Here is a 24,809-nt window from a genome sequence, read left to right as displayed (position 1 = left end):
GGCATGTAAAGAAAAAGGTCCCAAGAATAAAATATCCTTTGGGACCTTTGGGCTTTATATTTATTCCAAAAACAGATAATTGAGTTTTAAATTATTGAAGGCCTCGTTGAATGCCTTTATCTCGGTATCCACAAGGGCGTCAAAAGTTGCCAATTCTTTGTTGATCTCTGCTGTCAGTTCGTTTTTGACAACGATATCCTGATCTGTTGGCGGAAAATCATCCATGGTCACCAGACTGTTCAAGTGTCCCAATTTGTTGGTAAGCCTGATGGGGAAATTTAAGGGATCTTGTCCGCTCCTGTTCTGTGTTTGGTATAAGGCCTTCTCTATTTCCTCAAAATCCGCTTTCATCTTTTTGGCCTTTTCTACCAACTCCTTGGTAGCTTCATTATCCTTGTACTGCTTGGTAAAAGCATCCAATTGCGCACTGATCTTGCGAATTTTTTTGATGGATTGGTGCGCCCTGTCCACAGTGGCGTTAACGTCCTCCACAAAATCATACTGCTTTTGCATGGCTTCAACACCCACTTCGGCCCTTGGGTCGGGTAAGATGGTAAAGGTTTCTGAAGTGTTCGTACCGTTTACATTTAAATGCACTTTGTAATCTCCGGGAACTGCCTTGGCTCCTTCCAAATTGGCCCACCAAAGGATCATTCCATCCAGTTCTTCGGCACCTTTACCTTGGGTATCCCAAACAAAGGTGTTCCCGCCTTTTTTTACGGTTAATTTCTTGTCCTTTTCCGTGGCCTTGGTACTGTAAGATTTCAAGGTATCCCCGGCCATAGTAGTAAAAGTCAGGGCAATCTTGTCTTCTTCCTTCACATCGTTCAAGTAAAAATGGGTAATAACACCATTGGGATGGTTCATCCCTGCGGTCTTTGAAGGAGTTCTGGCCGCCCTTCCCTTGGTCCTATAGGAATCTTTAGGTTTGTACAGGATCGTATTGGTGTTTTTCTTTGCTTCGTTCAACTGGTGCAAAACGGTTAGGTCATCAATAATCCACAGGCTTCGTCCTTGTGTAGCCACAATAAGATTGTTGTCCTTAATGGTCAAATCTGTAATAGGCACTATGGGAAGGTTCAATTGGAATGGTTTCCAATTGGCTCCGTCATTGAAAGAAACATACATACCGGTTTCTGTACCAGCGTACAAAAGCCCTTTGCGTTTTGGATCTTCCCTGACCACCCTAGTAAAATGCTCATTGGCTATCCCATTCGTAATTTTGCTCCAGGTCTTTCCATAATCCGTGGTTTTGTAGAGGTAAGGCTCAAAATCTCCCAATTTGTAACGGGTGGCAGCCACATAGCAGGTCCCTTCATCAAAGGCGGAAGGCTCTATGCTGTTTACCATAGACCATTCTGGCATTCCCGATGGGGTTACATTCTCCCAGTTTTGTCCACCGTCCTTGGAAACATGGATTAGGCCGTCATCACTACCCACCCAAAGCAAGCCTTCTTTCAACGGACTTTCATTGGCCGCGAAAATGGTACAGTAATATTCCACACTGGTATTATCCTGGGTAATAGGTCCCCCACTGGAAACCAATTTTGTGGGATCGTTCCTTGTCAGGTCACCGCTCAATAATGTCCAGCTCTGCCCTTCATTTTCGGTTACATGGACATGATTGGAAAAAGTATATAATTTCTTGGGATTGTGCTTACTGAAAATGATGGGGAAATTCCATTGGAAACGGTATTTCATACCTTCCGCTCCATGCCCCATTGGGTTGTCTGGCCATACATTGATACCTCTTACGGTTCCTGTCTCGTGGTTTACGCGGGTCAGGAATCCGTCATAACTACCCCCATAGACAATATCATTGTTGGTTGGGTCTACGGCAATATGGGCCGATTCGCCACCGGCAGTCTCCTCCCAATCCCCTTCGCCAATACTGAATCCGTCACTTCTGTGATTGATACGTATGGTAGAGTTGTCCTGCTGTGCCACATAAATGCGGTATGGGAAGGAATTATCCGTTGTCACCCTATAAAACTGGGCAGTTGGCTGGTTGTAATACGTACTCCAAGTTTCTCCTGCATCATAGGAAATCTGAGCACCGCCATCATCTCCTATAATCATTCTATTGGAATCCTCTGGTGCTATCCACAAATCGTGGTGATCTCCGTGTGGGGCATTGAAGGTTGAAAATGATTTACCGCCATCCGAAGATTTATGGTAGTTGACATTCAATACATAGACCACATCTTCATCTTCAGTATCGGCATACACCCTGGTGTAATACCAAGCTCTTTGTCGCAATTTCCGTTCATCGTTTACTTGGGTCCATTTATTCCCCCCGTCATCACTGCGGTAGAGACCTCCTTTGTCCTTATTCTCAACAATGGCCCAAACGCGCTCACTATTTTTGGGGGAGACGGTTACGCCAATGATTCCCAAGGTATCTTTTGGAAAGCCTTCATTTTTGGATATTTCCTTCCACGTTTCCCCACTATCGGTACTTTTCCAAAGGGCAGAACCTTCCCCTCCACTGCTCAAGCTGTATGGAGTTCGTTGGGCGCGCCAGGTAGAGGCATATAATATTCTTGGATTGTTGGGATCAAAGGTAAGATCTACGGCTCCCGCTTGATTATTTACAAACAACTTTTGGGTCCACGTTTTTCCACCATCGGTACTTTTATAAATACCCCTATTCTGGGTAGGTTTGTATATGTTCCCCAAGACAGCGGCATAAACAACATCTGCATTGGTAGGATGTATACGTATCCTGGGCACATGTCTACTATCTTTTAATCCTGCGGAAGTCCATGTTTTTCCCGCATCCTCGGATTTCCAGATTCCGTACCCGGAAGACACGTTACCTCTCAAGGTTTTTTCGCCCCCTCCTACATAGATCACATTGGGATCGCTTTTGGCCACTTCGATAGCGCCGATGCTCCCTCCAAAAAAGCCGTCCGAGATATTCTCCCATTCACGTCCGCCATTTTCTGTTTTCCAGACACCACCTCCGGCGGCTCCAAAATAAAATAGGTTGGGCTCCCCCGGTACTCCGGTCACTGCAGCGGAACGACCGCCACGGAAAGGACCAACAAGGCGGTATTCCAAACTGGAATAGAGCTCTTCTGGATATTGTGTATCCGTACTTGAGGATTTTTTCTTTTTTTGTGCGTTACTACTTAAGGGCAATAAAATAACGATCAGCAGGAAGATGCCAATCCTTGAAAGGAAAGATTTCATTTAAGGTTGTATTAGAATTAGTCCCTCTAAAAATAGGATTAAAACAATTTATGACGAAATCTTTATGATTAAATTAGTACGAATTTCCTTACGCAGAAAATATCCGGTGACCAAGGTCGCCAAAACATCTGCAATGGGAAAGGAGATCCAAACCCCCAATTCTCCCAGATATTGGGGCAATACAAGAACCAATGGTATAAAAAAGAACCCTTGTCTGCTCAAGGTGAGCAACAAGGCAGGAACCGCTTTGCCCACTGCTTGGAAATAGGCAGCACCTATCAATTGAAGGGCAATTATTGGTGTAGCCGCAAATACCCACCTCATGGCACCGGGGGTATTTTCCAGCACAAAAGCGTTCATGGCAATTTCCGATGGGGTCATTCCCGGTTTTTCACTCAAAAACAAGGAAGCAATTTCTGCCGGAAAGATCATGAGGCCCACAAAAACCATTGTCGCCAGAATGGCCGCATATTTTATGGCCGTATTTATGGATTCCCTGACCCGCTCGTATTTTTCCGCCCCGTAGTTAAACCCGGCAATAGGAAGAAAACCTTGCGTCACTCCGAATACCGGGAACAGGGCAAACATCAGCATGCGCCCAATAATGGCATATACGGCCACCATGGCCTCTCCGCCAAGGTTGAACAGTACATTGTTCATGATCAGGTAGATGATGCTGACAACCGCCTGCCTGGCCATGGTTACAAAGCCCAAGGCCCCAATTTCCTTCAATATCCTGCGATCTAGCCCAAAATGGCTCCAAGAGATCTTCAGTTCCGAGTTTTTGGAGAGGAAAAAATAGAAAACATAGCTGAAACACAGGAAATAACCAATGGTGGTTGCCCAGGCGGCACCTTCCATGCCCCAATCAAAAACATAAATGAATATATAGTCCATCAGTAGGTTGCCAACGGATGGAATAATCATGGCAACCATGGCAAATTTGGGCTTCCCTTCTGCTCTGATGACGGTATTGCCCATCATACATAAGGCCAAAAATGGCACTCCGTAGAGTACAATGGTGTAGTAGATCTTGGCCGGGCCAAAAATATCACCCTTCCCCCCAAAGGCAGGGATCAGGGAATCAATAAAATAGAGTCCAAGGAACACCATGGTAATGGTGACCAAGAGCGAAAGGGTAATCTGGTTGCCAAAAACCTTTAGGGCCTTTTCCTTGTCGTTGGCGCCAAGGGCCCGGGAAATAATACTGGATCCGCCTATCCCTATGGACATTCCCAACGCCCCAATAAAAAAGGACACGGGCAATACCACATTGATGGCCGCGATGGCGATGGAACCAATCCAATTCCCAACAAAAATAGAGTCTACCAGAACATTGAGCGACATCACCAAAATACCGATGGATGCCGGCAGGGCCTGCTTGATAAGCAATTGCCCTATGGGTTCAGAGCCCAGCTGTTCCGAAGACACCTTGGCCATTAGACGGGGAGTGTTTCAGTAGCTTCCCATTCATTGACCCATTGTGCCATAAGGTTGACCCATTTTGGACTATCATTGAGGCAGGAAATGTGCTTGTAGTGTTCTCCACCAGCCTCTTCGAACTGTTCCTTGCCTTCCATGGCAATTTCTTCCAACGTTTCCAAGCAGTCCGAAACAAAGGCAGGGGTTACTACTGCCAAACGTTTTTTACCTTCTTTGGGAAAACGTTCAAATTCATAATCGGTGTAGGGCTTCAACCATGGATCTCCCGCCAAACGCGATTGAAAGGAAACGCTCACCTTGTTTTTAGGAAGGCCCAGGTGTTCAATGACCAATCTGGTCATCTCATAACATTGGTGCCTGTAACAGGTGTGGTGGGCCACTGAATTGATCTGGCAACAACTGCCGTCTATCTTACAGTGAAATTTGGTAGGATCGGATTTACGGATATGCCTTTCTGGTATCCCGTGGTATGAAAACAATATTTGGTCGTATTCAAAATCTTCCAGTCCCTCCGCAATACTTTCCGAAAGAATTTTAATATAATCAGGATTTTTATAGAAGGCAGGAAGGGTGGTCACCTTCATTTCAGGGAAGTAATTTTGTTGGTCCTGCATCACCTTGACCACTACCGTCTCATAGGAAGACATGGCATAGTGCGGGTACAATGGCACCAACAATACTTCATCCACGCCTTGATCCTTAAGCTCCTGAAGGGCATTTTTAATGGTCATGGAGCCGTAACGCATGCCCAATGCCACTGGCATTTTGGTGTTTTTTCTAACCGCCTCGGCAAACCTTTCAGAAATTACAATCAAGGGTGAGCCTTCTTCCCACCAGATCTTCTTATAGGCTTCGGCTGATTTTTTGGGTCTTGTCTGTAAGATAATCCCCCGAACTAGGATGTTCCTCAATATTTTGGGGACATCAATCACCCGTTCATCCATTAAAAACTCATCCAAATACGGTTTTACATCTTTCGGGGTTGGGCTATCAGGAGACCCAAGGTTTACCAACAAAACTCCTTTCATGTATCTAAATCTTTAAATTTTCTTTTTCACCGCAAAAATAACACTTGTAGGGGAACTATAATTTAAAAGCACAAAATACTTTCTTGATGCCGGTATAGACAAATCCAATTTTAAACCAGAAAGTGGCCTTAGAAATAGGGTTTTTTGTAAGTTAAGGGCTTCAATGGAAAACAGGGAAGCAAAAAATGGATAAATTATTCAATAATTCGGACATCCAGACCACGGTATATGCCTTGGGAACCTTTCTCATTCTGGCCACACTTTACATCATCACCAATTACACCTTGCGAAAACTGGGTGCCAACCCCAAATACCTGATCCCCAAAGATTCCATCAAAAAGGTGGGCACCCCCTTGTTTCTCTTGTTTTTCGCGTTTTTGATCCGCTCCCAATCCCTTCAGACCATTTTAATGGTGGAGGATTTTTCTTATGCCATCCGCAAAACCAGTACCCTGTTGATCATAGGGTGTATTACTTGGTTGATCCTAGTGGCCCTTAAAGTCGCCAAAAAACTGATCATCCAAAACTATGACGTACAGGCCACCGACAACCTGAAGGCCCGGAAAATATACACCCAATTCAATATTTTGGAACGGATATTCATTGTTGTTGTGGTCCTCTTGGCCATTGCCGCAGCATTGATGAGTTTTGAAAGTATCAGGGAGGTTGGGGTAAGCCTCTTTGCCTCAGCGGGAGTTGCGGGCATCATCATAGGGTTTTCTGCCCAAAAAATGATAGGTACCATCCTGGCAGGGATACAGATTGCCATTACCCAGCCCATTAAAATTGATGATGTGGTAATCGTTGAAGGGGAATGGGGGCGCATTGAAGAGATTACCCTGACCTATGTGGTGATTGCCATTTGGGACAAAAGGCGACTCATTGTGCCTACCCCTTATTTCATAGAAAAACCTTTCCAAAACTGGACCAAAAGTTCTGCCGATATTATGGGAACCGTTTTTATCCATACTGATTATCATGTGCCTTTTGATAAATTAAGGGAAGAGCTTACCCGTATTTTGGAAAGCACCGAACTATGGGACGGCAAGGTTAACGTACTTCAGGTTACGGATGCAAAAGAGAGGAGCGTTGAGATCCGAGCCCTGGTAAGTGCTTCAGATTCCCCTACCGCCTGGGACCTGAGGGTACTGGTGCGGGAACAACTGATCACTTACCTCCAAGAAAATTACCCGGAAAGCCTGCCACATACCCGACTTTACCTTAAAAATGTAACTGAAGAAAAATCAGAAAACGAACCAAAAGATAAAAAATAACCGGTTTTTGAAATAACTTCTGAGCCAAGAAAACGTTAATTACCCAATAACATTTTATTTCTATGTTTTTTTAAGGCATTTTTAATCCTAATTAAGAGATCCTTATGCGCTTCTTCGTGGCCCTGGCCATTATCTTTAATATCGTTGGTTCTGTTGCCCAAGATAATAACAGCCTGCTTTGGGAAATTTCCGGAAACGGATTGGAACAGAGCTCCTACCTCTATGGCACCATGCATGTCAGCAAAAAAATTGCCTTCCGCTTGGATGATGTATTTTATGAAGCCTTGGAACAAAGCGATATGGTTGCCTTGGAATCAGATCCCGATACTTGGTTGGATGATGAGGAAGGTCTATATGATTCAGGCTATGGACAGGGTGCCAACTTTGCCGCCAAAGGTTTTTATATCTATCCATTTCTGGTCAAGAATCCAAAAAAAGAAGATATAGCCGCCTATTTGGCCTTTGAAGACCGACTGATCAACACCATTTTGTATCGGTCAGATGGGTTCTCGGGGAATTTTGAGGAAGAAACCTATCTGGACATGTTCATCTACCAGGCCGGTAGAAAATTGAACAAGCCCATCATCGCATTGGAGGAATTGGCCGAATCAACGGCACTGGTGGGAAGGGCCAATTTAAATGCCCTAAAACCCAAACCTGACGAATGGCTCCAAAAGACAATACAACAGCAAGACCCCATCGTCTTGATCCAAGACGCCTATAGGGAAAGGAACATCAATTTCATTGATAGCATCAACCAAGCGATCTACAGCAAGTACTATCTAAAAAACATGCTCTATGAGCGCAATCTCCAAATGGTACAGCGCTTGGATTCCATCATGAAAAAAGGGAAAGTGTTTACTGGCATAGGCGCAGCACATTTGCCGGGCAACAAAGGGGTAATTGCCCTATTGCGCGACAAGGGATATACCGTGGAACCGTTGACTTCAAAGTTGAGCAGTAAAGGACGCCGTATAAAAGAGCAGCTGGAGAAGCAAGTGATGGTCAATAACTATGGGGAAACCCGACCGGATGATGACTTTTTTTCCATTTTGTTGCCCAGTAAACTCTACCCCATTTCCGAGTTGACCAATACAACCTATATAGCACCCGACCTGGCCAATGGCAGCTATTTTATGGTCAATCGCATTCCCACCCATAGCTTTCTAAAAAAGGATGCCCGTTTCACCATTGAGGATATAGATCGGTTTCTTTTCGAAAATATTCCTGGAAAAATCAGCGAAAAAACAGCACTTTTCAAAGATGGATATTATGGGTTGGATGTAAAGAACGAACTGAAAAATGGGGATCGCCAACGGTATCAAATTTATATCACCCCTTTGGAAATCCTCATCTTTAAAATGGGGGGACAAGGGGATTATGTGACCCAATATTCGGACACCATTTTCAATAGTATCAAGTTCAAAAAAATTACGGCCCAAAAAGAACTGGTGAGCTCTGGTTATAAGGATTTTCAGGTCAAAATGCCCTCTTTGTACACCTTTCCCAATCGCTACCGTAATGGCGCCAGGTCTCTTGAAGGCCACGACCAAAACACAGGGGCCTACTTCTTTTTGAAGAAAGTAACCTTGAATGATTTTAATTTTATTGAAGAAGACAGCTTTGAACTGAAGCAGATACAGCAACGTTTTTACGATGACCTAGCGTTGGATCCAAAGTTTGGCAAAGTGACCGATAAGTCATTGCGTTCCGCAGCACCTTTTTCTTCCGGACAGAAATTGCACCTAAAAACGGTGATCAACGGTGGGGATTACTATCTATTGGGGGCCCTGACCAATAGTGACCTTGAGGCCAATTCCTATTTTAATTCCTTCAGCCTACATCAATCCGTTTATTCCGAGCCTTTTGAAAAGGTCAAGGATACCGCTCTTTATTTTACCACGGTAAGTAATGTTGTTCCCCCAAAATTCGTGGAGAACAGCAACCATTATTACGCTGGCAAGAACAAGCCAAAACCATATAGCCCATTTGTAAAGAAGACCCTTTATTTGAACAAGAACAATGAGGCTATTACCGTTGAACTGAGCAAAGCCCACGATTACCTCATGTTTCCCAGTATAGATTCGGTCTGGGCGTTACGTAAAAAGATTTATTCCAACAGAAATTTTACCATCCACGATGAGCAAAGCTCCGTCTCCCCCAAAGGATATTATGAACTAAATCTCAGTTTGGGGGATTCGGCCAGTTCTACAAGAATTATGGTAAAAAACATTGCCAAGGGGGGACTGATGTATGAGCTTAAAACCAATACGGACACCCTTGTTGAACCAACAGCCTTCGTCACTGAATTCTTTGACAACTTTAAACCCATGGATACCCTAATCGGCAGGGATCTCATGGAGGACAAAGTGCCCGATTTCTTTAAGGCCCTAAGGGAGCGCGACAGTATTAGTATGGACGGCATCAGATTTTTGCATTTTACAAGAAAACATTTGGATTCTCTGATGCACTATATTTCTGATTTTAATTTTAGGGAAGACCAGAAGAACATTCAAGCAACCCTAATCCAAAAAATGGGTGAAATTGATGATCCCGCGGTTTTTCCATTTTTTAGGACATTTTATGTAAACTCCTACAACAACTCCAATGCCCAGACCAAAATTTTACAGGCGATATCCAAAAAAGCAGATGACAGTTCCACAGAGCTATTATTGGATCTTATGTCCAAAGATCTGCCGTTGATTTCCAATAAACTGGAAATCCACACCATCTTTAAACCCTATATGGAAAACCTCGAGCTCGCCAGTAAACTGTACCCACAAATATTGGATTATAGTACCATTGAGGAATACAACAGTCCCATATTTTCCATCTTGGCCGATTTGGTCTCCAAAGGGATGATCAAGCCAAAGCGTTATAAAAAATATAGCAAGCAAATACTCAATGATGCCAAATTACAACTGAAAAGACATTTAGGGCAATGGATCTCCCCGGATAGCCAAAAGCGATTTTTTAGCAATACCCAATTACAGAACACCAATATTCTGGAAGACTACGAAATATTGCTGTATCCATTTATCAAGGACAAAGAGGTACAACAGTTTTTTAACCGACTTTTACTGAGCAATGATCCAAAAATAAGAACCACCTATGTTACCCTGCTGGCCCAGGACAATAAAAATATACCTTTTGGAATGATCGATTCCCTGGCCGCCAATATCAACAGCAGATCCCTTTTGTTCAACAAAGTGAAAGACATGGACAAGCTCTACCTTTTCCCTGTGCAATATAGGACACAGCAGCAGTTGGCTGAAGCCTCATTCTTTGATCAGGAGGAATATGACGCATCAAGGAACACCATACAGTACCTGACCTCCAAAAAATTGGAATATGAAAACAAGGAATATACCGGTTATTATTTTAAATTGAGGAACAACCAAGATTATGACGACGGCTATCAAATGTACCTTGTGGTATATAGCAATGACCAAGGCCTACATACGAAGCCATTTTACAAGAGCCAGGGCCTCCGAATAGAAGATACAGAAACCGATCTTGAGCTCATAGATCTGGTCACCGAAGAGTTTATGTTAAAGGATAGGCAACGTGCCATTGTGTACAGGCCCTATCAATTCAGTAGTTATAATCAGTTCGGTTTTTAATCTTTGCCATATGAAAAATACACTCTTTTGGATATTCCTCTTACTATGGTTCCAGCCAATCCTATCACAAGAAGTGGTTTGTTCGCCCAAGGACAGGACCGCTTTTGAGCAAAAAATTGCCGCACTCCAAAAAGTAAAGGTGACTGCCGACTATGGATCGTTATTGGCAACCATTGGAAAGACATTTTTAAAAGTTCCCTACGTTGCCAAAACGTTGGAAATAGGTACTACCGAGTCCTTGGTGGTAAACCTACAAGGTCTGGACTGTACCACCTATGTGGAAAATGTCATGGCCTTTGCGTCCATGGTACGGAAGGGCAAAACCGATTTTGACACCTATTTAAATACCTTGGAACATATTAGATATGAGCATGGCAAGCTGGACGGATACGCCTCACGACTCCATTATTTTTCCCAATGGATCAAGGATAATGAAAACAAGGGTCTCGTTAAGGATATTACCGCTGACCTGGGAGGGCTAGAAATCTCCAAGGAAATCAATTTTATGGGCACCCATAGGCACCTTTATCCGTTCTTAAAGGACGACACCAATTTTAAAAAGATACAAGAGACAGAAAAGCACCTCAACCGACAACCGCTCTGTATTTTGCCGCAGGACAAAATTGCGGGCAGTGAACACCTCATACAAACAGGTGATATCATTGCCTTGACCACGAACATCAAAGGATTGGATATTACCCATACCGGATTTGCTTTGCGGAAAGCAGATGGTCGCATCCATTTATTGCACGCCTCCACAGGTTCCATGCAGGTAGAGGTCTCAGAACTGCCCTTAGCAGATTATCTCAAGAAAATAAAAGGAAATACCGGCATTATGGTGGCCAGACCGCTCTAGAATCAAATTTTGGAGCCAGATTCATGCTATTAGCTAGTTCTAACTGAACCTTGATTACAGACCGACCGGTCTGCGGTACCATTAGGTAATGCCCAAAAGTATCAAAAAATGACCTTTGACCGATACGGCCTTCCCTTTCATCAAACTGATACCTGCGCTATAACATGGTATGGAAACCAAAAAACCAACCCATCAGTCGGTTTGCGCCCTATACTGCCTATTCGCCTTTGTTTACAAAGATTTCCTGCAATTTTGCTTGGTCTTCTGGAAATATTCCTTCTAAATCGATCTCCAATAGGGCCCCATCGGTCATGGTAAGGAAGAGGGTATTGTTTTTTAGGACTACCCCGCCAACTTGGTTAAAACGCACGGTCTTTCCAAAGCGCGTTTTGATCTTATAAACAATTTTTGTTTTGTTCCATTCCACGTAATTTTTGTGCCAGAACATTTTGCTAAAATGAAGTCCAAAAAACACATAGCCTACGACCGTGGAGGACGCCGTCCATATATTACCCTGTCCCAGATAATTTTTATAAAAGCCAATCAAGATTAAGGTCAGGCCTATCAATAAAAGGATAATGGCCTGAAAACGATTCAATTTATTAAAATGGATATGTTTCATAGAATTTTGTTTATAGTAATTACCCTGTAATATTTACAGGAGCATCAGCAGATATCCCAACAATGCCCCTCCCAATACGATAAAGGCACTGTTCAACTTTTTAAAAACGAATACCAACACCAAACTTGCCATAGCGATCACCACGGTCCTCCAATCGGTCAACGTTTCCTTTCCCATGGAAACACATACTGCGATGATTACCGCCACCGCAGCTACATTAACGGCATCCAGAAAGGCGCCCATTATTTTTGACGCACGCATTTTGGGAATCATCGGATTTAAGATGGCCACAAATATAAAGGAAGGCAAAAAGATTCCCAAGGTCGCCGCCAATGCTCCCCAGATACCGTTCATTTGCCAACCTATGAATGTGGCAGTGGAAAGCACGGGCCCTGGAGTAAATTGCCCTACCGCTACGGCATCGATAAGGGCTTGCCTGGTGAGCCAACCCTGTGTTACCAGCTCCGCATCCAAAAAGGCAAACAGCACATACCCACTTCCGTACAAAATGGCCCCAATCTTTAAAAAGGTCAAAAATATATGCCAGGTATCCATTTTGGCCATACCAATTCCTTGCAAAAACAACAAGGGCATGATACTGTGTAGGGTCTTGCCCGGTTTTTTAAAAAAATATAACAACAGCCCCAAGCCGCCACAACCAAAAAGAGCCAAAATCTCATTCAACCCCAAAAGACAAGCGGCCAGGGTGGCCAATCCCAAGATCCATAGTTCCGTAGATTTAAAGGCCTTGGTCCCAAGCCGATAGGCAGCCATTGCTATAATGGCTATAACGGCGGGTTTGATGCCATAAATATAGGGCTCCACTGCTGGCAACTGTCCATATTCCTGATACAGCCAGGCAAAGACACCAGTGATGATCACTGCAGGAAGAATAAAGCAGCATCCGGCCACCAAAAGGCCTTTCCATCCTGCTCGCTCATAACCGCAGTGCATGGTCATCTCCGTAGAATTGGGACCCGGGATAAGATTGGTGGCTCCCATCACATCCAGAAAATGCTGCTGGGTCATCCATCCCCTTTTTTTGACCACCTCATCTTCCATCATGGCAATATGGGCGGCAGGTCCTCCGAAAGAAATACTTCCCAGCTTAAAGAAAAGGGCCGCAATTTCTTTCAAACGGGAATTTTTGGAATCTAGATCTCTTGCACTCATTAAATATCCTTATTCTTGATAAACATTTTTCTTGGGAAACTAGGTCAATAACTGCTCGTAAAAACTACCAATCTCCCTTTCCCTGTCCACAAAATGTATTTCGAGGATCCACTCCCTTTTATTTCCCTTGGTATCCGGGGCCAACATATTTTGATGGTTATTGGGGTGTACATAATTCGTCTTTATTTCCTTCTCCAATTTCTCGTGAGGGAAATGACCGATCAGATGCCCTGCAATCTCCCCGCCAAATTCCCATCCATATCTTTGGGCGGTGGCCACTACATGGGCATAAAATTCAGCACCTGTTATTTCCGTCCTAAGATCGAAATAATCTTTACATTCCTTCCAAGCTTTGGCCGTATCTTCCTTGATCTTATGTTTTATCGGATCATTGCCCAGCACGAACGTACGACCGAAGTCGGCCTCCCATTCGTCAAAGATGGGACCAAAATCTATAAACAGGATATCGTCTTCCTGTAGGGTAAGGTCCTCCGGATTTTCATCATAGGGCTTTAACGTATTTTTTCCTGCCCTTACGATTCTTTTATGCCAATATTTTTCGATGCCATAAAGTTCATAGGCCAGATCAAAAATATCCTTGTTCAGTACCTTTTCCGTTTTACCGGCCACTAGGAGACCCCTTTTTTCAATTTCGGCGAACAAAGCTGCTGCCTTAAGCTCTGCCTCCATTAAATTTTTCTTTGCTATATCCATATGTACTACTACTCTCCTTTATTATTATTTGTGAGGTCCACAGCCGTTTCTTTGATGGATTTCCAGGCATTTTTTATATGGGATTGCGCCACGTTGGTCTGCCCTATGGACATGCGTAGGGTATATATGCCATGGATTTTGGTATGCGTCAGGTACAGCTTGCCCATGGCATTCAACTTCTGCATCAACTGCTCATTGAGCGTATTGAGATCTTCCAATTTATCAACGCCCTTGGGCACGTACCTGAAACAGATCAGGTTCATACTTCGGGGTACCACCAGCTCAAAATCGGGTCTCTTGTTAATTTCAGTTTCCATCCAAACGGCCAATTCGATATGAAACCGCAATAATTTTTGTAGGCCTTCCATCCCATAATACCGAAGTACGAACCATAGTTTTAGGGACCTAAAGCGCCTTCCCAAGGGAATGCCCCAATCGCAATAATTGTTCACCAGTCCGTCTGAAGCTGTTTTCAAATATTCCGGCAAGATAGAAAAGGTATTCAGGAGCCCCTTCTTGTCCTTTACAAAATAGGCCGTACAATCAAAATTGGTGAACAGCCATTTGTGGGGATTAAAGACAAAACTATCTGCCCTTTCAATGCCACTCATCAGAATTTTGTACTCGGGCAACAAAAAGGCAGCCCCGGCATAGGCCGCATCCACGTGCAGCCAAATGTTATGATCGTTTGCAATCTTTCCTATGGCCTCCAAGGGGTCCATGGCCATAGTCCCGGTGGTCCCCAGGGCAGCAACTATACACAAAGGTTGAAATCCCTCCGCTATATCCGCTTCTATTTGTTCCAGCAATAGGTCGGTTCGCATTTCCAATAGATCATTGGTGGGGATCTTAATGACATTCCTTTTCCCTACCCCTGCTATCTTAGCTCCCTTTTCTATGGAGGAATGGGTCTGGTCCGAGCAGTACACCCGTAAATTGGTGTACCCTCCATACCCCTCATCATTGACCTGATAGTTGGAGCGTTTCTCCCGGGCTGTTAGAATGGCCGATAGCGTGGCCATGGACGCTGAATCTTGGATCACTCCGGCCCAGCCTTCGGGAATACCGATACCGTCTCCCAGCCATTCCATCATTTTCTCTTCCAATTCGGTAGCCGCCGGGGAGGTTTCCCATTTCATTCCCTGTACTCCCAGGGTTGCCGTGAGCATTTCGGCCAAAATGGAAGGCGGACTCGTATTGGCTTGGAAATAGGCGTAAAAGTTGGGGTTCTGCCAATGGGTTATTCCCGGTAAAATAATCTTCTTGAAATCGCTGAATATGGATTCCATTTTTTCACCCTGTTCGGGGATTGCAGCATGGATCTGTTCATAGATGTCACGGGGCGCTACCTGGGATTTTACCGGATAGTCCTCTACATTTTCCATATAATCGGCCATCCAATCTACCATAAGATGGGCTTGCTTGCGAAATTCGTTGGAATCCATTTTTTATTTTTAAACCATTATTGATGCTGTAGGAAGCGCAATCCAAGTATGCTACACTCGGGCTAAAATAGGAACAAAAAAGAAGAATGTAAAGCCCTTGGCTACAAGTAGGACGACCCCGAAAATAGCATTTCCGATAAGACATACATTTTTTCCCAAAATACCTTATGGTTGTTCTATGTAGCCCTAAAAGGGCTTAAATTAGGCTGATATTCGCACAATACTGAATCAATAATAGTTTTTTAATAACCAATAAGCATCATTAAAACCGGTTAGAATTACCCTTTTTCAGGACTTTCAACCATAAATCCTGATCACTTCCCCATTCCCTATACCTTTTACACTCCGTACATAACCATTGATGACCTTCTGCATCGGTATCGGATTGTGACCCGGGAAGTAATCCTTGTATTTTTCATAGGCATCCTCCACCATTCCGGATGACACCACATTGACGCGTACTTCATTTTCCATTTCCAGGGCAGCAGCCTGTACAAAACTGTGAATACCACCATTGACCATGGCCGCACTGGTCGTTTTCACCACTGGATCATCGGCCAGGATTCCGGTGGTCAGGGTAATGGAACCTTTTGGATTCACATAATGCTGCCCTATACGCACCAGATTTACCTGTCCCATCAGCTTGCTCTTGAGTCCTATATAGTAATCCTCTTCGGACAGTTCGCTGAAACTTGCCCATTTGGCTTCACCTGCAATACAAATTACGGCATCGACCTTTCCAATTTTCTCGAACATTTTTTTGATGGAACCGCTATTGGCGATATCAACGGTTACATTGCCGTTACTACGCCCTGCGATCAATACTTCGTGTTCCTCTTCAAAATGGGCGGCAACCTTGTTTCCAATGGTTCCATTCCCTCCTATGATCAATATCTTCATATGCTTCTATATTCATTGTTTTTCTATGTGATCGTTTCTACCCCCAATCGTTTTCAATTTACATCCTAAACCGCTCTGACGACAAAAAGTCGATAGGGTTGTCGGTTTTGCCCTCCAAACTAAGATCGGCCAAAATTTCCCCGACCAAGGGGGCAAACTTAAATCCGTGCCCGCTGAATCCACAGGCCAGGCTCACATTCTTATGCTCATGATGGTTCTCCAATATAAAATCTCCATCATCCGAATAGGTATAGATACAACTTTTAACCGTCTGTACCGTTTGGAAGCCTTCAGGAATATAGACCGACATAAATTCCTTGATCATTTTTGATTCCTTTTCCCGATCAAAATTGTGCAGCTCATAAGGATCAATAGCTACGCCAGGAGCATGATACCCAATTTTTATCCCCATTAACCCCGAACCGTTCCCCAAGGGAAGCATTGGAAAACCATAAAAACTAGCAGGCAGGTCTTGGGTGGTATATAAAAAACACGGAAACTTTTCACTGGTAAACCAAGCAGGATTTTTTGGTTGGAACCAGCAAATCACCTGTCTTCTGGTTACCAGACGAGTATTGAGGAAGGGCAATAGCCTTTGTGTAAATCCACCTGCCGTAAAAATAATTTTCTTGGCGGTATACGTAGTGGTTCGGGTTTTTACGGTAACGGTTTGGTCAACATCGGTCCACGATTCTACCCTTTGGTTCTCCAAAATGGTTGCACCTTTACTTATGGCCAAGTCGCAATACCGTTTTACCACCTCTTCCGGAATTACATAACCGGCATCTGGTTCCAGTAAATACTCATAGTCATGGGGCCGTTTGAAACTTGGAAACCTTTTGGCACAATCCTTCTCGTTCAGATGCTCCAATGGGATATCATATTTTTGTGCGGATAGTTTCACCCCTTCCAAAAGTTCATTTTTCTTGGGTCCGGCATAAAAAATTCCGGTTTTGTGAAATAGTTTTTTGCCGGCCATTTCTTCCAGATCGGACCATAGTGCATACGTTTTTTCCAAGAGTGGCACATAATCAGGATGTTCAAAATAGGCCTTGCGCACCATCCTGCTCTGACCGGCATGGGAACCGTTTTCGTGTACAAGGCCAAACTGCTCCAGGCCCAGCACTTTCACTCCCCTAGAGGCCAAGGAAAAACAGGTAGCTGCGCCCATGGAGCCAACACCTACCACGATGACATCAAAATGCTGATTGGACATATAACCGAGCTTTTATTTTTCTTTAGATTGTATATTTTGATTTTGCCTTTAAAACGAATTGATCACCATGACCCCTTTGTGTTCAAATTTGTTCATATGGGGCAGGGCAACACAGGCCTCCTCCAGTGAAATGGTCTTTTCTATGAGTTTTTCGGGCTTTAATTTTCCATGCTTGATCATGTCCAGCATTTCTGGGTATTTAAACGCCTGCATGCCATGGCTCCCAATAATTTCCAGTTCGTTGGCCAAAACTTGGTCCATAGGCACTTTTGGATGCTGATGGTCACCCGTCATTAGTCCGACTTGAATATGCTTTCCTCTTTTTCTCAGGTTGGCTATGGAATTGAAGCAGGTGGTCTGGCTCCCTAGGGCATCCATGGAGACATGGGCCCCACCCTTGGTCAAGGCTTTGATCTGTTCTACGACATCCTCATTTTTGGTGGCATTGACCGTGACCATAGCTCCCATTTCTTTGGCCAATTTTAGCGACCTGTCATTAATATCCACAGCTATTACCTGTGCCCCCAGCGCATTGGCGATCATAATGGCGGACAACCCCACCCCTCCACAACCGTGGATGACCACATATTGGCCTCCAGTGACCTTGCCCTGTTCCACCATGGCCCTGAAGGAAGTAACAAACCTACAGCCCAGGGTGGCAGCGGTCAGCATATGGATGGCCTTGGGAATTTTCACCAGATTGATATCGGCATGGTCCAATGCCACATATTCCGCAAAGGAGCCCCAATGCGTAAACCCCGGTTGTGATTGGTGGTCACATACCTGATGGTTACCCGAGATACACTGCCCACAGCTGCCACAACCGCAAACAAAGGGAACCGTTACCCGGTCTCCCACCTTAAAATTTCGGACCTCTTTACCAATGGCAGCAATGGTTCCGGCCAGTTCATGTCCTGGAACATGGGGCAAATTAATATCAGTGTCGTGCCCCATCCACCCATGCCAATCGCTTCTGCAAAGGCCCGTTGCTTTAACCTCAATTACCACCCCATGGTTTTTTGGCGTGGGATCAGGAACATTTTGTACGGTGATGGGACCTTGAAATTTCTCGTATACGGCTGCTTTCATGACTCTAGAATTGGTTATAGAAATATACGGACTTATTGCTTAAAAAGCATCCAACGCCAATATGAATTGTAGGTCACTTGCCCTTTGGAAAGCAATATAATTTCAGAACTATGGGATGTATTGCCCGTCCTATTCCAATACCACGAAAAATCCCTTTAGACCTGACAAAATACTTTGAATGGCGTAGGACGCCAAGATCAATCCCATGATTTTACTCACCACCGTAATTCCGTATTCGCCCACGCTTTCTTTTACTTTGTTCGCGGCAAGGAGCAATAAGCAGGTAAGAAGAATAACTACGAACACTAAAATGGTAGTGATAATTTGTTGCTCTATGGTATACACATGGTTATCGGTCATCAGCACTACCGCCATAATGGCCCCTGGGGAGGCAATGGACGGGATGGCCACAGGAAAAATGGTCACGTGCTTGTAATCTGTGATCAGATGTTTTTCGGACTCTGGTTTGCCATCACCAAAGATCATGGTCAGGGCGAAGAGGAACAAAATTACCCCACCGGATATCTGAAAGGCATCCAAAGAGACCTCCATCCCTTCCAGTACGAGTTGCCCGAGGACGATAAAAATCAATAACACCACAAAGGCCACGGCCGAACCTTTCACGGCAATACGTTTCCGATGTTTTAAATCGAATTGTTTTGTAGCTTCCAAATAAACGGGCACGGAACCCAAGGGATCTATAACGGCAATTAGAAAAAGTATGGTGGTTAGGATTTCATTCATAGGGACAATTACTTCTAGTTTTTAAAAGTAAATATTTAAGTTTTTTGCAGGGTAGTACTGAAGGATAATTTTCATGAAGAGGCCCACATTTATCAAAAAACAACCAATTTGTCCATTTTTTAGCAAAAATATGGCATATTCCTAGAAATAACGCATGAATCTAAGAAATCATAAAAGTAACACAGGTAGTTGTTCCCTGCTTACTGTCTTTTTTGATAATACTCCCAGTTCTTACCAATTGAGGCTTCCAATTTTAAATTCGATTCCTTTAGCTGGGCAATATAGGCGAGGAGATTTTTTTTGTTTGTTGTCGTATGCTGGAGATGGTCCTTATTGTTCCCTAAATACTCCAAACTCCCGAGCTGGGATTCGGCCATTTTTATAAACGCCTTTCCTTTGGCGAGGTGATCACTGGCATTGCCGAGGTTTGTTTTGATCCCCCTATCTCTTTCTTGTGACTCCCCTTGTTTTTTATTGATCATCTTAAAAAAGGCGTTGTGGTAGGCTACCGCAGAATTGATTTCATCCACAGCCAGCTTTAGTTCCCCATTGATGGCATTGAAACGGGACACCCAATGATTATAGTGGTAATATTGAATCAAATTCTCCATTTGAGAGATTTCTTCCCGAATAAGAACGTTGGTCACCCCGGCCTTTTTTATCCTAGCAATGCTTTCTTTTATGCTGGAAATGGAATCCAATGTGGTCATTTTTGCAATGGAATCCCGAAAGGCAAAATTTCCCTTTTGCCCCAGTCTTGAAAAATCTTTGGAGGCATAGGCTGTATGGGTCATGGGATTGTTAAGAAACTGCCAAATGGGATCAAAGGGCATATGGGTTTTTAAAAATTCCTTTGGCTCTATCAAAAAGAAGTCGTCCTGGAACTCGTGCACATAGCCGCCTTTGTTAAAATACCCGGCATCCCAAGTGGCGTCTACCAGGTAGTATTTGTTGTTTACCACTACGCCATTCCAGGCATGGTTCAAAGGATCAATTTTAGCACCGTCTGCCTGTCTGGTATAGCCGGGAATCACATAGGAGGGTATCCCAATGGCGCTGCACATGCGGGTAAAGAGTTGGGCATAGTGTTCACAAACGCCTTTTCTGTTTTTCAGGGCCTCCTCTGCAATATCCGTCTCTTCGGTATAGGTGATGGGAGTACTGATCTGGGCCATATCGTATTGGATATTATGGGTGATCCAGATATAGATGGCCCTTACCTTTTCGTCTTCCTTTTTTAGATCTTTGGTGAGATAAAGGGCAATTTCATCTGCGGTATTTAACCCCTTGGGCACTTTTTGGGACGCACTGTCTATGACGTTAAAACCAGTTTGCCCAAAAAGTGGGACCATGGATACAAAGAGGAGTAAGAAAAAAAGGGCTTTGGTCATTACGGAAATGGCTTAGTTCTAAATGGAGTGATGTTAATCAATTTTCTTGCCAAGGTATATTAAATGAATTGTTTAATGCAGAGTACACTTATAAACGCCCAAGGGAATGTTTGTTAGTAACGATTTAGGCTATCATTTGGGTTGTTGAGATTTGATGTTAATTAAATCGAGCTTGTGATCACACAGGTCCAATGTACCGTAACTTTGAAATTTTAGTATAAGCTACTTTGTGGTCCTTACCTGTGACAGGTTATTCATAGAGTCAACTTTTCATTTATGTTAGCGCCGAGACCTTTCCTCCGTTTACTTGATACTTTTCATCACATTTAAAATATCATCATATGAATCATATAGCGTCCGACTAGTATTCTTCATATGATTTTGCAGTTTTTCATTGAATACCTTAAACTTAGAAAAACCTCTTCTTTCCATTAGGGATATTCGTTTATCAATTATTGTTTTTGCAATGTCCTTAGAATAATTCTCCAAGATATAATGACAAAATACCGCATGGGTCATATATTCATTAAATATGGCATACTCACTTTTATAATTATGTTGTGCATCCTTTGTTGCCCATAAATCCTTGTTGTGAAATAATGATTTGATTTTTTGAACATATTCATCACTTGTTGGATTAACATAATTGTGGTCAATTTCAGTAAATACAATTCCAGACATAAGACCTTCTTTAATTTTTTCTGAGTAGTCAGGGTTGGAATCAATATTTTCGGTAGCGTTGACGAACATAACACATTCCTGAAATTCTGGGTCACGGAAAAATCCTTTTTGAAATTTTTGGGTGCTATGCGAACCCTCGATTAATGGAGAGAAAATAATTTTATAAGAATCCATTCTTTGTGGGAATTCTTGCTCAAGCCACTTCCACATACGATGGATAGGCATTAGTTCTGCTTCCCTTTCTTTTAATCTTTCATAGTACTCCAGATTGTTGTTATAGAAACCCCTAAAATTTGATAGATCAGCAAAATCCTGGATGAGGTAAAGCATGTTCCTAAATTGACCACCCATGATTTCAGAATTGTCCCAATAAACTTGTTTATATGGTGTATCGTAGGTCAAATATTCTTCAACAAATTTAAAGGCCATGCTGTTTTCTCGAAAGCCGTAATAGGTATCCCAATAATCCGATTTAGAACATTGCTGGTTCAAAATTTGAATTAGCTTATGGTTTTTAAAGGCTGAAAAATGTTCTGCTAGATTTTTAACATAAGCCGTATTTTCGGGATAATTATTCGTTTTTTTCGAACATTCGCTCAAATAGAGAATTATGTTTGCGAGCTCATAGGCCTCTGGAATTTCAAAGCTTGCTTTTCCTTTGTTATTTACAATATAGTTATCGTCAAAATTGGAGGTGCTTGCTTGGAACCTTAGAATGCAGAGTGTTGTGTCCGTTGAAGATACTAAAGGAATTTTTATTAGTTGCTCAAATGGGTAGTTTACATGGGGTATTTTAATAGTATCCAAATCGGTCCAAATCTCAAAATAAACTCCTTTGTAGCCATTGGTCCCCCAGTTAATAGTTTCGTCTTTAGATATCCCTAACCTCAATTCTTTGTCCCATTTTGGACTATGTATATATACAGAATCATTACTACTCCTTAATGTATCCGGATACATCATTTGTGGTTCCAGGTTTTGAGCCACTACTACCGAGATTAACAAGCATGAGAATATAAAAGAATAAATAAGTGATTTAATGCCTATCATAATATGTATCGAACAATTGAAGATAACGGTCTTGTATATGAAAAGTAGCGGATTTTAAGCTATAACTTTTCGGTTTATAGCTGACCTTTGTTGTATTATTTATGTTTAGTTTAAACACTTAAACCGCTATTTTTTATATACGTTGTTGCCTACAGTATTTTTATTTCTATGCAAAAAGTTTATCAAAAAATGCACTATGTCTGTTTTGGGCTATATCTAATAATTTTCTAAATGTCATAACTTCAATATGCATATTCAATTCAGATTGAATTTTGTAATAAGTTCCAAATGGCGTTTTTTTCCATCCTTTTCCTTCGTTAAATTTTGCTAAAAGTGGTGGAATTACGTCTAAAACTATGAATCCAAATTTTGGGGTGTTTTCCGTTATTATAACGTGATTTCCTTTATAATTTTTTTTGTCTTGTTTGTAAAGAAATTCATCAAAATAGGGTTCCACTAAATCAGAGAATTGCCATCTATAATCTCCTTTGTTTTTCTGATGAGCAATTTCTCCTGGACGCTTAAACTCAAAAATCACCATTGAATTGACTTCTCCCGCACTTCTATTTCCAAAACTAATTGGATTATCAAACATTTCTGGGTTATCTGTCAAAAGTAAATCAGGTTCTTTACTACTTTTCTTTTGTGAAAAAGATGTTATAGATTTATCTGAAGCGATAAACTTATAATTAATAAACCTTTCGTCCAATAACCATAGATTATGGTTTTCGTATGAGGTTTGGTCATTAGTCAAACCCATTGGAAAAATTATGTTGTGAACATCTTCCTCTAATTTATATCTACCTTCTTCATCAGCATCTAAAAATTTCTCGAACAATTGGATCATTGCTTTACGTCTTGTCATATAGTCCGCTAAACTGTCAATGTCGTATGCAGTTTTTTCTCTTATGTCATCTTTTATCTTTTCAATTGATTCTTCACTAATATGTTTTTCCGCAATGAATTTTTCAATATGATTTTCAACTTTTTTACGTGCCGAATATGAAATCTTATATAGATGTTCCTCTAGTTTATCTTCCGAAAGATTTGGTGGAATAGAATCTAAAATTGCAGGATTTTTTAAAAAACTCCTGTATCTAGGCGCATTGTCAATTATGTAATTTTCTATTTGCTTTTGACTTTTAATTTTAGAGTCTTTTACAAATTGGTCATATTCATCTTCTAAAACTTCTGTAAGTTTTTCTTCAATATCTTGGAATGTAACCTGTTCTGAATTGTTAAAAAGTAGATTTTCGTTTTCTTTTGGAATATTAAACCCGTTTCTAGTGCTAAACGCTTTTTGATTTAAAAATTCTGATACTACATAAACATCTAAATAATATAAATTACCGTTTTTAGAAATAGGATAATTAAATAGGCTATTGAAATTTTTAATGTTTTTTGGATTACCAACCACTCGTGAATTCGCACAATAATAAACGTAATTGTTTTTTCTGTTTCCTTCTTTTGGTGTTTTAGTAATGTAAATTTTAAAAGGATGATTTTTTACAGTAAATGTTCTTTCTTTTTCTTTTGAAACTCTTGCAAAAAGGTCATTTATATATTCTGCTTCTTTGCCTTCTTCATCATAAACGACAATACTTGGTAAGGAATCATTGAGGTAATAAATTAAACAATGTTCCATAATTTTTTCTGAAATCTGAATTAATGATAAAGCAGATTTTTCTTTAATAATTTCATTAAAGCAATTACTTAATTCAACAGTTGTTTTTGATTCTGGCTTGTCTGAAATCTCGAATCTTATTGGTTTGAGTTCGTCATTTGAGTTAAATTCAAATTCTCTATAATGCCAATCTCGATTTTCAAAATAATTACTTCTTGCTTTTAAATTTTCAAATGCTGCCAAAACTGTAAATCTACCAATGCCTTTACAGCCGAATTCTTTATTTATTTTTGAGAAAGGTGTTTCAAATGATTTGTAATTTTTCTCGTTGAATCCAATTCCATTATCAGTAATGACAATGCTATCAATAGTTCTTATATTGTCGAAGCTTGCTTGTTTTGGTGAACTACCTCGAATGATTTTTACTTGAATAATTTTTTTATCATTTGGTTTGTCCAATTGTTGCAAGCTAATAACAGAATTTACTATACATTCCATCATTGGCAATAGAACGTCATCAGCTGTTAAATCAACAGTTTCAACAATATTTTCGACAGGCACAATCATTCTTTATGGTTCTTTTTTCAGAATTGTAGGCAAGGTCTGAATAAAGTAAACCATATGGCCCACCTATCCATTTATAATTAGACACAATATAGAAAATAATACGATAGTACGCTTCACGAAATGCATAAAAGAAATCTACAATTTTAAGTTGAAAATATAAGACCATTAAATAGT

17 protein-coding genes are annotated in these 24,809 nt (G+C 41.8%); 3 read left to right on the top strand and 14 right to left on the bottom strand.

The window, feature by feature from the left end; translation table 11 throughout:
* Nucleotides 1-60 precede the first annotated feature (60 nt).
* From WAA86_RS02535 to hemH, 3 genes are read right to left on the bottom strand one after another with little or no spacing between them, the layout of a single operon-like run.
* The gene (locus tag WAA86_RS02535; protein ID WP_337299397.1) at nt 61-3,195 is read right to left on the bottom strand and encodes a VPS10 domain-containing protein; all 3,135 of its coding nucleotides are present in this window, start codon (nt 3,193-3,195) and stop codon (nt 61-63) included.
* A gap of 48 nt (nt 3,196-3,243) precedes the next feature.
* Nucleotides 3,244-4,635: an MATE family efflux transporter gene (locus WAA86_RS02530; protein WP_337299396.1), complete on the bottom strand. Its 1,392-nt coding sequence runs from the start codon at nt 4,633-4,635 to the stop codon at nt 3,244-3,246.
* The gene (gene hemH / locus WAA86_RS02525) at nt 4,635-5,666 is read right to left on the bottom strand and encodes a ferrochelatase (RefSeq protein ID WP_337299395.1); all 1,032 of its coding nucleotides are present in this window, start codon (nt 5,664-5,666) and stop codon (nt 4,635-4,637) included. Before hemH ends, WAA86_RS02530 begins: the two co-directional genes overlap by 1 nt.
* Nucleotides 5,667-5,851: 185 nt before the next feature.
* Here hemH and WAA86_RS02520 point away from each other — a divergent pair, with 185 nt between their 5' ends.
* The 3 genes from WAA86_RS02520 (at nt 5,852) to WAA86_RS02510 (ending at nt 11,419) form a co-directional block, all read left to right on the top strand.
* A complete protein-coding gene (locus WAA86_RS02520; RefSeq protein WP_337299394.1) occupies nt 5,852-6,940 on the top strand; it encodes a mechanosensitive ion channel family protein in 1,089 nt (362 codons plus the stop codon).
* A gap of 104 nt (nt 6,941-7,044) precedes the next feature.
* A complete protein-coding gene (locus WAA86_RS02515; protein WP_337299393.1) occupies nt 7,045-10,563 on the top strand; it encodes a TraB/GumN family protein in 3,519 nt (1,172 codons plus the stop codon).
* A 10-nt stretch (nt 10,564-10,573) separates the two neighbouring features.
* Nucleotides 10,574-11,419, top strand: coding sequence for an N-acetylmuramoyl-L-alanine amidase-like domain-containing protein (locus tag WAA86_RS02510; protein ID WP_337299392.1), 846 nt, complete (start codon nt 10,574-10,576; stop codon nt 11,417-11,419).
* Between the two features lie 217 nt (nt 11,420-11,636).
* On the opposite strand, the gene WAA86_RS02505 is transcribed toward WAA86_RS02510, so the two are convergent.
* The 11 genes from WAA86_RS02505 to WAA86_RS02455 form a co-directional block, all read right to left on the bottom strand.
* The gene (locus tag WAA86_RS02505) at nt 11,637-12,041 is read right to left on the bottom strand and encodes a hypothetical protein (protein ID WP_337299391.1); all 405 of its coding nucleotides are present in this window, start codon (nt 12,039-12,041) and stop codon (nt 11,637-11,639) included.
* A 33-nt stretch (nt 12,042-12,074) separates the two neighbouring features.
* Nucleotides 12,075-13,214 carry a chromate efflux transporter gene (chrA, locus tag WAA86_RS02500; protein WP_337299390.1) on the bottom strand — a complete coding sequence of 380 codons (1,140 nt, stop codon included), beginning with the start codon at nt 13,212-13,214 and terminating at the stop codon, nt 12,075-12,077.
* Nucleotides 13,215-13,253: 39 nt separating this feature from the next.
* The gene (locus WAA86_RS02495) at nt 13,254-13,904 is read right to left on the bottom strand and encodes a M24 family metallopeptidase (RefSeq protein WP_337299389.1); all 651 of its coding nucleotides are present in this window, start codon (nt 13,902-13,904) and stop codon (nt 13,254-13,256) included.
* 32 nt (nt 13,905-13,936) lie between these two features.
* Nucleotides 13,937-15,373 carry a pyridoxal phosphate-dependent decarboxylase family protein gene (locus tag WAA86_RS02490; protein ID WP_337299388.1) on the bottom strand — a complete coding sequence of 479 codons (1,437 nt, stop codon included), beginning with the start codon at nt 15,371-15,373 and terminating at the stop codon, nt 13,937-13,939.
* Nucleotides 15,374-15,670: 297 nt separating this feature from the next.
* The gene (locus WAA86_RS02485) at nt 15,671-16,273 is read right to left on the bottom strand and encodes a short chain dehydrogenase (RefSeq protein ID WP_337299387.1); all 603 of its coding nucleotides are present in this window, start codon (nt 16,271-16,273) and stop codon (nt 15,671-15,673) included.
* A 58-nt stretch (nt 16,274-16,331) separates the two neighbouring features.
* The gene (solA, locus tag WAA86_RS02480; protein WP_337299386.1) at nt 16,332-17,489 is read right to left on the bottom strand and encodes an N-methyl-L-tryptophan oxidase; all 1,158 of its coding nucleotides are present in this window, start codon (nt 17,487-17,489) and stop codon (nt 16,332-16,334) included.
* Nucleotides 17,490-17,537: 48 nt separating this feature from the next.
* Nucleotides 17,538-18,578 carry a zinc-dependent alcohol dehydrogenase family protein gene (locus tag WAA86_RS02475; protein ID WP_337299385.1) on the bottom strand — a complete coding sequence of 347 codons (1,041 nt, stop codon included), beginning with the start codon at nt 18,576-18,578 and terminating at the stop codon, nt 17,538-17,540.
* A gap of 129 nt (nt 18,579-18,707) precedes the next feature.
* Nucleotides 18,708-19,322, bottom strand: coding sequence for a MarC family protein (locus tag WAA86_RS02470; RefSeq protein ID WP_337299384.1), 615 nt, complete (start codon nt 19,320-19,322; stop codon nt 18,708-18,710).
* A 200-nt stretch (nt 19,323-19,522) separates the two neighbouring features.
* Nucleotides 19,523-20,713 carry a transglutaminase domain-containing protein gene (locus tag WAA86_RS02465; RefSeq protein ID WP_337299383.1) on the bottom strand — a complete coding sequence of 397 codons (1,191 nt, stop codon included), beginning with the start codon at nt 20,711-20,713 and terminating at the stop codon, nt 19,523-19,525.
* Between the two features lie 303 nt (nt 20,714-21,016).
* Entirely contained in the window at nt 21,017-22,357 is a 1,341-nt protein-coding gene (locus WAA86_RS02460; protein ID WP_337299382.1) for a DUF4932 domain-containing protein, read from the bottom strand.
* 253 nt (nt 22,358-22,610) lie between these two features.
* Nucleotides 22,611-24,635, bottom strand: a complete 2,025-nt coding sequence (locus tag WAA86_RS02455; RefSeq protein ID WP_337299381.1) for a hypothetical protein — start codon at nt 24,633-24,635, stop codon at nt 22,611-22,613.
* Nucleotides 24,636-24,809 lie beyond the last annotated feature (174 nt).

Source organism: Sediminicola sp. 1XM1-17 (assembly GCF_037203765.1).
Classification (GTDB): Bacteria; Bacteroidota; Bacteroidia; order Flavobacteriales; family Flavobacteriaceae; genus Sediminicola.
The sequence above is the reverse complement of the archived record's forward strand: the minus strand, read 5'-3'. Positions and strand labels throughout refer to the sequence as shown.